Annotated in this window: 10 protein-coding genes, 1 tRNA gene and 2 pseudogenes; 1 reads left to right on the top strand and 12 read right to left on the bottom strand. The window is 63.2% G+C overall.

All coding sequences use genetic code 11. The features are described 5' to 3' along the window. Window positions 1-428: 428 nt before the first annotated feature. From F7R02_RS09395 to thrS, 9 genes are all read right to left on the bottom strand, one after another. Window positions 429-505: transfer RNA gene (locus F7R02_RS09395), tRNA-Pro, on the bottom strand. A 60-nt stretch (window positions 506-565) separates the two neighbouring features. Further along, window positions 566-922 carry a MerR family transcriptional regulator gene (locus F7R02_RS09400; protein ID WP_005914014.1) on the bottom strand — a complete coding sequence of 119 codons (357 nt, stop codon included), beginning with the start codon at window positions 920-922 and terminating at the stop codon, window positions 566-568. After that, on the bottom strand, window positions 903-1,202 hold the full coding sequence (locus F7R02_RS09405) for an integration host factor subunit alpha (protein WP_002811076.1): 300 nt from the start codon (window positions 1,200-1,202) through the stop codon (window positions 903-905). The genes F7R02_RS09400 and F7R02_RS09405 overlap by 20 nt, the downstream gene beginning before the upstream one ends. Window positions 1,203-1,223: 21 nt before the next feature. Further along, window positions 1,224-3,602, bottom strand: coding sequence for a phenylalanine--tRNA ligase subunit beta (gene pheT / locus F7R02_RS09410; protein WP_078590639.1), 2,379 nt, complete (start codon window positions 3,600-3,602; stop codon window positions 1,224-1,226). A 125-nt stretch (window positions 3,603-3,727) separates the two neighbouring features. Continuing rightward, window positions 3,728-4,723: a phenylalanine--tRNA ligase subunit alpha gene (gene pheS, locus F7R02_RS09415; RefSeq protein ID WP_005930228.1), complete on the bottom strand. Its 996-nt coding sequence runs from the start codon at window positions 4,721-4,723 to the stop codon at window positions 3,728-3,730. Window positions 4,724-4,973: 250 nt separating this feature from the next. Continuing rightward, window positions 4,974-5,333 carry a 50S ribosomal protein L20 gene (rplT, locus tag F7R02_RS09420; protein WP_003484828.1) on the bottom strand — a complete coding sequence of 120 codons (360 nt, stop codon included), beginning with the start codon at window positions 5,331-5,333 and terminating at the stop codon, window positions 4,974-4,976. A 10-nt stretch (window positions 5,334-5,343) separates the two neighbouring features. Continuing rightward, entirely contained in the window at window positions 5,344-5,541 is a 198-nt protein-coding gene (gene rpmI, locus F7R02_RS09425) for a 50S ribosomal protein L35 (RefSeq protein ID WP_002811096.1), read from the bottom strand. 246 nt (window positions 5,542-5,787) lie between these two features. After that, window positions 5,788-6,330 (bottom strand): translation initiation factor IF-3, encoded by a 543-nt coding sequence (infC, locus tag F7R02_RS09430; protein ID WP_077708941.1) that lies wholly within the window; start codon window positions 6,328-6,330, stop codon window positions 5,788-5,790. 48 nt (window positions 6,331-6,378) lie between these two features. Then, entirely contained in the window at window positions 6,379-8,283 is a 1,905-nt protein-coding gene (gene thrS, locus F7R02_RS09435) for a threonine--tRNA ligase (RefSeq protein ID WP_078590641.1), read from the bottom strand. Window positions 8,284-8,605: 322 nt separating this feature from the next. Here thrS and F7R02_RS09440 point away from each other — a divergent pair, with 322 nt between their 5' ends. Next, a complete protein-coding gene (locus F7R02_RS09440) occupies window positions 8,606-9,727 on the top strand; it encodes a LacI family DNA-binding transcriptional regulator (protein ID WP_167521003.1) in 1,122 nt (373 codons plus the stop codon). A 128-nt stretch (window positions 9,728-9,855) separates the two neighbouring features. Here the strand turns inward: F7R02_RS09440 and F7R02_RS09445 are convergent. The 3 genes and pseudogenes from F7R02_RS09445 to F7R02_RS09455 form a co-directional block, all read right to left on the bottom strand. Continuing rightward, window positions 9,856-10,353, bottom strand: a pseudogene (locus tag F7R02_RS09445) (alpha-amylase family glycosyl hydrolase); the annotation flags it as partial. A gap of 16 nt (window positions 10,354-10,369) precedes the next feature. Beyond that, window positions 10,370-10,612, bottom strand: a pseudogene (locus tag F7R02_RS09450) (integrase core domain-containing protein); the annotation flags it as partial. A 32-nt stretch (window positions 10,613-10,644) separates the two neighbouring features. After that, the coding region (locus tag F7R02_RS09455; protein WP_151210081.1) for an integrase core domain-containing protein at window positions 10,645-10,771 on the bottom strand (127 nt) is incomplete at its 5' end.

A 10,771-nucleotide genomic window follows, 5' to 3' on the forward strand; every position in this document is an offset into this window, starting at 1 on the left:
GCAGCATTCAACCGGCCAAACGCGCCAGCACGAACGTACGACAGAGGATTCATCCCAGGACATCGGGATCACGACAGGTAACGCGTGTTGCACTGCACTATCGCACAGAAAAATCGCACCGCAAGAGACCGCACGCCATTTTTTTGACAGCGTTGGCCTATTGATTCAAGTTCGTCGATATCGCGTTAACGAACCGTGATCCACGTTTGAATCTGGAGAAAATGTTTCAGAGTGTTTTCGGACACTTAGCACCATTGCGTGATCCAAGTCCATAGCGAACCGGACTGCAGAAAGTGGACGCTAGTGCGCCGTTCATGCTGCATCGCGATATGCCGATATGCATATCCGTCTAAGAGGTCACAGCCACAAAAACGCAATGTTGCGGCGCAACAAAAAAGCCCATGACAGGACGTCATGGGCTTGATGTTTGGTCGGGGTAGCCGGATTCGAACCGACGACCACTAGTCCCCCAGACTAGTGCGCTACCAGGCTGCGCTATACCCCGAAGATGCCGCGTTCCGCCGCGAGGCGGCCTGCGATTATAGCGGCTTTGTGAAACGTTTTCCTAGCGGCGCAGCAGTTGCAGGACTTCTTCCAGCTCCATCCGCACCTGCTTGATGATCTGATTGCTCAGCGCCGACTCGCTCTTGGCGCCTTCGCCTTCCAGACGCAAGCGCGCACCACCGATGGTATAGCCCTGCTCGTACAGCAGCCCGCGGATCTGACGCACCATCAGTACGTCGTGGCGCTGGTAGTAGCGTCGGTTCCCGCGCCGCTTGACCGGCTCCAGGCTGGGAAACTCGGTTTCCCAATAGCGCAGCACATGCGGCTTGACGTCGCATAGCTCGCTCACCTCACCAATGGTGAAATAGCGCTTGGCCGGGATCGGCGGTAGCTCGCGATTACTGCCCGGATCCAGCATAAGCCTCCACCCGTTCCTTGAGTTTTTGGCCAGGGCGGAACGTCACGACCGTCCGTGCCGAGATCGGAATTTCTTCGCCGGTCTTGGGATTGCGACCGGGCCGTTGGTTCTTTCGCCGCAGATCGAAGTTGCCGAAACCCGACAGCTTCACCTGACGGCCCTGCTCCAGCGCATCGCGCAGCACATCGAAGAACGCGTCGACGAATTCCTTTGCCTCACGCTTGTTCAGACCGACCTCGTCGAACAGACGTTCGGCCATCTCCGCTTTCGTCAATGCCATGCCAACCCCCTGGTTACCGCCTCAACTCCGGATCCGGGCGCGATGCTCGCGCTCGATCACGGCCACCACATCGGCGACGACCGCATCGATGTCCCGGTCGGTGAGAGTGCGCGAGTTATCCTGCAAAATCAAGCCCATAGCAAGACTCTTGAAACCTGGCTCGACCCCTTGCCCGACATAGCGGTCGAACAATTGCACCTCACGCAACAATGGCCCGACCGTGGTGCGTACGCTGGCCGACACTGCCGCCCAGCTCACCTCGTCGGGCACCAGGAAGGCCAGATCGCGGCGCACCGAGGGGAAACGCGACAGCTCGCCAGCGAGCGGCAAGGTCCGCTGGACCAAGGGTATTAGCTGCAACTCGAACGCGATCACGTCCACGTCGATGTCCAGCGCCTTGGCCAGACGCGGATGCACCTGCCCGATCCAGCCGATACAGACGCCATCGCGATAGATATCGGCCGACCGGCCCGGGTGCCCGAATGGCTGCATCGACGGCTGGAACTCCAGCTGCGCGCCACTGGCCGCAGCCAGTGCCATCAGGTCGCCCTTCAAATCGTGGAAATCCACCTTGCGCGCTGGTTCGCCCCACTGCAGCGCCAGCGCATCGCCGCACACCGCCGCGGCAACGTGCTGCGATTCCCCGGGTACTGCACCGGTATCGGCCGCAGCCGCGAACACCTTGCCCAATTCGAACAAGCGCACCCTCCCAGCCTGACGTGCAGCATTGCGGCCCAAGGTGGCGACCAGTCCCGGCAACAGGCGCGGACGCATGATCGCCAACTCCGCACTGAGCGGATTTGCCAGCGGCACCAGCCCTTCTGTGAGCTGCCAACGCTCCAGCAAGGCGGCATCGACGAAGGCGTAATTGATGGTTTCCTGCAGCTCGCGCGCCACCAGTTGGCGCCGCACGCTGAGCTCGTCCAGCTGGGTTTCGCTTGGCATCGCAATGCGACTGGCGCCACCAGGCAGCGTGGTCGGCACCCGGTCGTAACCGTGGATACGCGCCAGCTCTTCGATGAGATCTTCTTCGATGGCGATGTCGAAGCGACGGCTCGGCGCCATCACTTCCCAGCCTTCGGCAACCGCCTCGACGTGCATGCCGAGCGCACGCAGCATGCGCACGACGTCGGCATCGTCGATCTGGATACCGAGCACGCGTGCAATGCGCGCGCGGCGCAAGCGGATACGGACCGGCTGCGGCAGATGCTCCGGCAGCTGCGCATGCACCACCGGGCCAGGCGTACCACCGGCCAGTTCCAGCACCAGGCGCGTGGCCACTTCAATTGCCTGCGGCGGCAATGCCGGATCCACGCCACGCTCGAAGCGATGCCCGGCATCGGTATGCAGGCCGAGTTTGCGGCCGCGCCCCATGATGGCCGCAGGGTCGAAGTACGCCGACTCCAGGAACACATTGCGCGTGGTTTCGGTGACGCGCGTGTCCAGCCCGCCCATCAAGCCGGCCAAAGCAACCGCACGCCCGGCATCGGTAATGGTCAGAAAACTGTCGTCCAGCGTGACCTGGCGCCCGTCCAGCAGCGCCAGCTGCTCGCCAGCGCGGGAACGGCGCACACCGATCGGGCCGTGCAAGGTCTCCAGGTCGAATGCGTGCATCGGCTGGCCCAGCTCCAGCATTACGTACTGGGTGATGTCCACCAGCAACGACACCGGACGCACGCCGCTGCGGCGCAGCCGCTCGGCCAGCCACACCGGCGTCTTGGCGGCCGGGTCGATCCCTTCGATCACACGACCGCAATAGCGCGGCGCATCCTTACCGGCGTCCAGTTCCACTGCCAGCGAGCGCGTGGACACCGGCGCCACGGCAACGGCGTCGAACGCCACCACTTCGCTGGCGCACGCGGCGGCCACGTCGAAGGCGATGCCGCGTACGCTGAAACAATCGGCGCGATTAGGGGTGAGCTTGATCTCGATGCTGGCATCGGGCAGGCCCAGATACTCGGCCAGCGCCTGCCCAACCGGCGCATCGTCCGGCAACTCGAACAGGCCCGACGCATCGCTGTCCAGACCCAGTTCCTTGGCCGAACACAACATGCCGTTGGACGCCACACCACGCAGCTTGGCCGCAGTGATGGTCAGCTCGCCGAGCTTCGCGCCGACCAGCGCCAACGGCGCCACCAGACCCGCACGCGCATTCGGCGCGCCGCACACGATCTGCAGCAGCTCGCCCTGCCCGGCATCGACGCTGCAGACCTGCAGACGATCTGCTTCGGGATGACGCACCGCCTCGACGATACGCGCCACCACCACCTGACCAAGCGACTCGCCCAGCGGCGTGACCTCTTCGACTTCCAGACCGATCGCCGTCAGCGTCGCGGAAAGTTCATCGCGCGTGGCCCGGATCGGAACGTGGCTGCGCAGCCAATTTTCAGAGAATTTCATGAGAGGCCGAGAATCGGGAATAGGGAATGGGGAATCGCAAAAGCGGGGTTGTCAGGCCTTGGGGAGCGAACCGATGGAGCACATGGCTCTTACGATTCCCGATTCCCAACTCCTGATTCCCGCCATCAGGCGAACTGCCTAAGGAAACGCACATCGTTCTCGAAGAACGCACGCAGGTCGTTGACGCCATAGCGCAGCATCGCGAAGCGCTCCACGCCCAGGCCGAAGGCGAAGCCGGTGTAGCGCTCAGGGTCGATACCGACGCTGCGCAGCACGTTGGGGTGCACCATGCCGCAGCCCAGCACTTCCAGCCAGCGCGTGCTGCCGTCAGGCTGCTGCCAGGCGATATCCACTTCCGCGCCCGGCTCCACGAACGGGAAATAGCTGGGGCGGAAACGCATTTCGAAATCGCGTTCAAAGAACGCACGCACGAACTCGGACAAGGTGCCCTTGAGGTCGGCGAAGTTGGAATGCTCGTCCACCAACAGGCCTTCGACCTGATGGAACATCGGCGAGTGGGTCTGATCCGAATCGGAGCGATACACCTTGCCGGCCGCGATCATGCGCAGCGGCGGCTTGTGCGCATCCATGTAGCGCACCTGCACACCGGAGGTATGGGTGCGCAGCAGGCGTCCGTCGCCGAAATAGAACGTGTCGTGCATCGCGCGCGCAGGATGGTGCGGCGGGAAATTCAGCGCTTCGAAGTTGTGCCAGTCGTCCTCGATTTCCGGGCCGTCCGACAGCTCGTAACCGAGCCGGGCGAAGATTTCGACGATGCGCTCCAGCGTGCGCGTCACCGGGTGCAGACCGCCGCGTTCGCTGCGGCGGCCCGGCAAGGTGACATCGATGCGCTCGCCGGCAAGACGGGCATCCAGCGCGGCGGTTTCCAGGGTGTGTTTGCGTTCTGACAACGCCGCGGTCAGCGCATCGCGCGATAGGTTGATCGCCTCGCCAGCCGCCTTGCGCTGCTCTGCCGGCAACGTCCCGAGCTGCTTGAGCTGGGCGGTAATGCTGCCGCTCTTGCCCAGCAATGCGACACGCAAGGCTTCCAGTTGGTCCGGCGTCTGCGCCGCGGCAACATCGGCCAGCGCGCGTTCGGTCAGGGATTGAATCTCACTCATTGCACTTGCGCCTCAACTGCTAGCCGAACGGTGTTTCCGGATACACCGGAACGCATTGTCACTGCATCGCTCTGTCATCGCCCGCTTGGCGACTTCGCTAAAACGCAAAAGGGGAAGGACTCGCGCCCTTCCCCCTGCATATCTGCTTTGTCCTCATCAGAAGCCGGCACAAGAATGTGCAAGCCCCTACGAGAAACTACCCTGTCAAAAGTCCGCACATGGATGTGCGGGCTCTTGCGAGGGACTCGCACTATGCCGCCAGCGCGCCCTTTGCCTTCTCGGCCAGCGCGGCAAAACCGGCGGCGTCGTGCACGGCGATATCGGCCAGCACCTTACGGTCCAGGGTGATGCCAGCCTTGAGCAGGCCATTCATGAAACGGCTGTAGCTCAAGCCGTTGATGCGGGCAGCCGCATTGATGCGGGTGATCCACAGCGAACGGAAATTACGCTTCTTCTGCTTACGGCCAATGTATGCGTACTGCTGTGCCTTGATGACCGCCTGCTTGGCAACGCGGAAGACCTTGCGGCGAGCGTTGTAGTAGCCCTTCGCCAGGGTCAGAATTTTCTTGTGGCGGCGGCGCGCCTGCACACCACGCTTTACTCGTGCCATGGTTCAGTCCTCAGAGATAGGGAAGCATACGATCGAGACGGCCTGCGTCCTCGGCACGGACGTGATTCGTCTGCCGCAGGTTGCGCTTCCGCTTGGTCGCTTTCTTCGTGAGGATGTGGCTACGGTTTGCGTGGCCGCACTTGTACTTGCCGGAGGCGGTCTTGCGGAAACGCTTGGCCGCCGCCCGGTTGGTCTTGATCTTGGGCATTGCAATGTCCTTGATGGTGTTTTGTCACTGACACGGGCGGCAGTCTTGCGACCACGCTTTCCATCCTTGCCCTTGCCTGCTTGTAAGTCCTTGATCGAACACGATCCGGACAGGTCCTGGCGCCGCTCGCACGGCGCCCCGGTAAAACCGGGCCGCGCAGTCTACCCGTTAACGGGAATTGTTGCAAATCGTTGAGCTTGCGACGCAACGGACCGGCCGGGCCCGTTGCAGCGCTGAATCGGATCCTCAGACCTTCTTCTTGGGCGCGATCATCATGACCATCTGGCGCCCTTCCAGGCGAGGACGCGACTCGATGACGATGTCGTCGCCCAGATCGGCCTCGATCCGCGCCGCCATTTCGCGACCAAGCTCCTGGTGGCTCATTTCACGGCCACGGAAGCGGATGTTGACCTTGACCTTGTCGCCCTCTTCCAGGAAGCGGCGCATGTTGCGCAGCTTGATCTGGTAGTCGCCCTCGTCGGTGACCGGGCGGAACTTGAGTTCCTTGATCTCGACCTGCTTGGTCTTTTTCTTGGCCTCGTTGGCCTTTTTCTGCTGCTCGAACTTGAACTTGCCGAAATCCATGATCTTGCAGACCGGCGGATCGGCCTGCGGCTGGATTTCGACCAGATCCAGGCCTTCTTCTTCGGCCTTGGCGAGCGCTTCGTCGCGCGACAACACGCCGACCATCTCACCGTCGCTGCCGATCACGCGAACGCGCGGCACACGGATTTCTTGGTTCTTGCGGTTCTGTTTGTTGTCAGGGGTACTGATATTGCAATCTCCCAGAGGAATCGAACCGGCGCATCCGGATCATCCAGACCGGCCGGGGTTGGCTCACGCTGCCTGCTCTGCCTGCAGACGTTCGATGAAGGCCGAGACCGTCATGGTCCCAAGGTCCTCGCCTGAACGGGTCCGCACGGCGACAGCGCCATTTTCCTTCTCGCGGTCGCCGACCACGAGCAGATATGGCACGCGTTGCAGCGTATGCTCGCGAATCTTATAACCGATCTTCTCGTTACGCAAATCGGCGCTGACACGGAAGCCTTGATTTGCAAGGGTTTTCCGCACAGAGTCGACATATTCAGCCTGAGCATCGGTGATGTTGGCGACAACGACCTGCACCGGGGCCAGCCAGGACGGGAAGGCACCGGCGTGGTGTTCGATCAAAATGCCGATGAAACGCTCCATCGAGCCGACAATGGCCCGGTGCAGCATGACCGGATGCTTCTTCTGGCTGTTCTCGTCCACGTACTCGGCGCCGAGACGGCCCGGCATCATGAAATCGACCTGCATGGTGCCCAGCTGCCAGGTGCGACCGATGGCGTCCTTGAGGTGGTACTCGATCTTGGGGCCGTAGAAGGCGCCCTCGCCCGGCAGTTCCTGCCATTCCACCCCGCACACGCCCAGCGCGCTGCGTAGCGCGGCCTCGGCCTTGTCCCAGGTGGCATCGTCGCCCAGGCGCTTTTCCGGACGCAGCGCAATCTTGATCTGGATGTCGTCGAAGCCGAACGCGGTGTAGACCGCCAGCGCCTGCTGGTGAAAAGCGGTGACTTCGGATTCGATCTGCGATTCCAGGCAGAACACGTGCCCGTCGTCCTGGGTGAAGCCGCGCACGCGCAGGATGCCATGCAGCGCGCCGGAGGGCTCGTTGCGGTGGCAGGCGCCGAACTCGCCGTAGCGGATCGGCAGGTCGCGGTAGCTATGCAGGCCCTGGTTGAACACCTGCACGTGGCCGGGGCAGTTCATCGGCTTGACTGCGTAGGTGCGCTTCTCCGATTCGGTGAAGAACATCGCGTCCTGGTAGTTGTCCCAGTGGCCGGATTTCTGCCACAGCGACACGTCCAGGATCTGCGGGCAGCGCACTTCACCGTAGCCGCTGTCGCGGTAGACCTTGCGCATGTACTGCTCGACCACCTGCCACAGCGACCAGCCCTTGGGGTGCCAGAACACCAGGCCGGGCGCTTCTTCCTGCAGGTGGAACAGGTCCTGCGCCTTGCCGATGCGTCGATGGTCGCGCTTGTCGGCTTCTTCCATGCGCAGGATGTAGGCGTCAAGCTGTTTCTTGTCGGCCCAGGCGGTGCCGTAGATGCGCTGCAGCTGCTCGTTCTTGGCGTCGCCGCGCCAGTAGGCGCCGGAGATGCGGGTCAGCTTGAACGCCTTGAGGAAACGCGTATTCGGCACGTGCGGGCCGCGGCACATGTCCACGTATTCCTGGTGGTAGTACAGGCCCATAGCGGTGATGTCCTCGGACATGTCCTCGATCAGGCGCAGCTTGTACTCCTCGCCGCGCTGGGCGAATACCTCCATCACTTCCGCGCGCGGAGTGACCTTCTTGATCACGTCGTAATCCTGCGCGATCAGTTCCTGCATGCGCTGCTCGATCGCGGCCATGTCTTCGGGCGTGAACGGGCGCTCGCTGTAGATGTCGTAGTAGAAGCCTTCGGCGATGACCGGGCCGATCACCATCTTGACCTCGGGATACAGCTGCTTGACCGCGTGCCCGACCAGGTGGGCGCAGGAGTGGCGGATGATCTCTACGCCCTCGGCGTCCTTGGCAGTGATGATGCGCAGGCTGGCGTCATGGTCGATGACGTCGCTGGCATCGACCAGCTGGCCGTCGACCTGGCCGGCGATGGTGGCCTTGGCCAGGCCGGCGCCGATCGACTGGGCGACCTGCATCACCGAGACGGGGGATTCGAATTCGCGGCGGCTGCCGTCGGGGAGCGTGATATTGATCATGGGCAAGAATGAGGTCTGGTCTGGCTGCAGCGGTCGGCTGCCATGGGAGATCTGGCCATCGCTGGTCAGGCTCGGAGGGGAATGCAGGAGGCGGGGCAAAACGGCGCCATGCAGGCGCTCTGCGCGCTGACGCAGGCAGGGATCAGCGGTGGGCGGTGGTAGTGCTCATGTCGCACGCTGGGCCGGCGCGGGGCGCGGGCCACCTTCTCGCAGGGGGTCTTGGGCATGAATGGTAAACCAATCAGACGCCCGCTGCGTACGGCGGCACGGCGCTGGCAGGCGCATGGCATGATGCCGGCCACCTGTCCTGCCGTTGCCAATCATGACCATCAAGGGTAAAGCCACCTCGCTGGATATCGCCTACCTGGCCGGCGTGTCGCAGCCGACCGTGTCGCGCGCACTGCGCGGCAGCCCGATGGTCAACGAGGAAACCCGCAAGCGCATCCTGCGCATCGCCCGCGAGCTGAACTACAAGGTCGACAAGAACGCCTCCTCGCTACGGCTGCGCAATGCCGGCACGCTGGCACTGCTGTTCTTCGAAGACCCCACTGCCGACGACTCGCTGATCAACCCGTTCTTCCACTCGATGCTGGGCTCGATCACCCGTGCCTGCGCGCTGCAGGGCTACGACCTACTGGTGTCGTTCCAGCAGTTGTCCAAAGATTGGCAGGCCGATTACGAAGACAGCAACAAGGCCGACGGCATCATCCTGCTGGGCTATGGCGACTATCAGCAATCGCGCCAGCGGCTGCAGCTGCTGGTCGAGCAAGGCACCCACTTCGTGCGCTGGGGCGCGGCCCTGCCCGGCCAGCCCGGCATTTCGATCGGCAGCGACAATTACCAGGGCGGGCTGGACATTACCGACCATCTGCTGGCGCAGGGCTGCCGGCGCATCGCGTTCCTCGGACACGCGTCCAACCACTACCCCGAATTCGAAGAACGCTACCGCGGCCATGCCACGGCGCTGGCGCAGCACGGCCTGATAGCCGACCCGGCGCTGCAGTTCGATGCGATCACCACCGAGTTGTCCGGCTACACCGCATGCCTGGCACTGCTGGACAGCGGCAATGCGTTCGATGCGGTCTGCGCAGCCAGCGATCTGATCGCGATCGGTGCGATGCGCGCCCTGCGCGAGCGCGGCCTGCGGGTGCCGCAGGACGTGGCGGTCAGCGGCTTCGACGATATTGCGTTGGCGGCGTCGGTTGCGCCGGCGTTGTCGACCGTGCAGCAGGACACCAAGCAGGCCGGCACACTGCTGGTGGAAAGTCTGGTTGCCTTGATTCGCGGCGAAGCGGCGCAGAGCCGCACGATTCCGGTGCGCCTGGCGCTACGCGATTCCTCGCGCAGCAGCGGGCTGCAGCCGCCACTGGGTTGGGCGCCGTCCAGCGCAGAGGCCGGCGATGCGATGACGGGTCGAGCGGCGGATGGGGCGGTCAGGCGTTGATTCGGGATCGGGACCCGGGACAGCGCTCCGGTTGGGTTGCGAGATCTCGCAACCCGCTGGGTGCGTCGTAGGAGCGCCCGCGGGCGCGACGCGTTACCGGTAATACCTGATCGCGCCCAGGTGCGCTCCTACCTGTTGCGCGCGTCGCGCGCGGCCTGCTCGGCCATCTGCAGGTCGAGCTGCTGGCGCAGGGCCGGGTCGGTGATCGGCGCATCCGACAGCAACACGCGCACGCCATGCGCCGGCACCTGCGCCACTAACCTGCGTTGCACCTGCAGCTGCTCGCCACTCACCGCATCGCGCCAGCTGCCGGGCTGCAGGAAGCGTTTCACTTCGATGCTTGCGGCCGTATCGGCCTTGTTGAGCAGCACCAACGCGGTCTGGGTGGTGCCGGCATGCTGATAGACGCGCAGGAACGCGGCTTGATCGCCGTGCAATTGCACATCGACCTGCACGCCACGCTGCAATGCCGGGGTGTTGCGACGCACCTGGGCGATGCGTTGCAGCGGGCCGAAGATCGGGCTCTGCGGTGCGGTACGAATGCGCTCGACGCCGAAGTAATTGCGGTTGCCGGCATGTTCGGCACGCCCACGCATGAAGCCGATTTCCGAGCCGTAATAGATCACCGCGTAAGCTCCCCCGTCAAGCAAACACTTCAAAAGTAGAGATTCCGGTGTGCTTGTTGCGGTACTCGACCGGGGTCATTCCGCCGAGCGAATCATGGGATCTTGCTTGGTTGTAGTCGATCATCCACCAGTGGGCGGCTTCGCGCACCTCGTCGAGGCAGGCGAAGAGATTCAGGTCGAGCACTTCCTCGCGGAACGTACGATTGAAGCGCTCAATGAAGGCATTCTGATTTGGCTTTCCCGGCTGGATGTACTGTAGCGACGTCCCCCCACCCTGAGTAGTGGTTTGGTTTAGAGTCCGGGGGTAATGATATCGGTGTTTGCCAGATGTTGGGCATAAGCAGCCGGGGTCATGCCGCCGATCGCCTTCTTGGGTCGGTCCTCGTTGTATTCGCGTCGCCAGCGTTCGATTTCGGTG

Origin of the sequence: Xanthomonas cissicola, assembly GCF_008801575.1 — a bacterium.
Classification (GTDB): domain Bacteria; phylum Pseudomonadota; class Gammaproteobacteria; order Xanthomonadales; family Xanthomonadaceae; genus Xanthomonas; species Xanthomonas cissicola.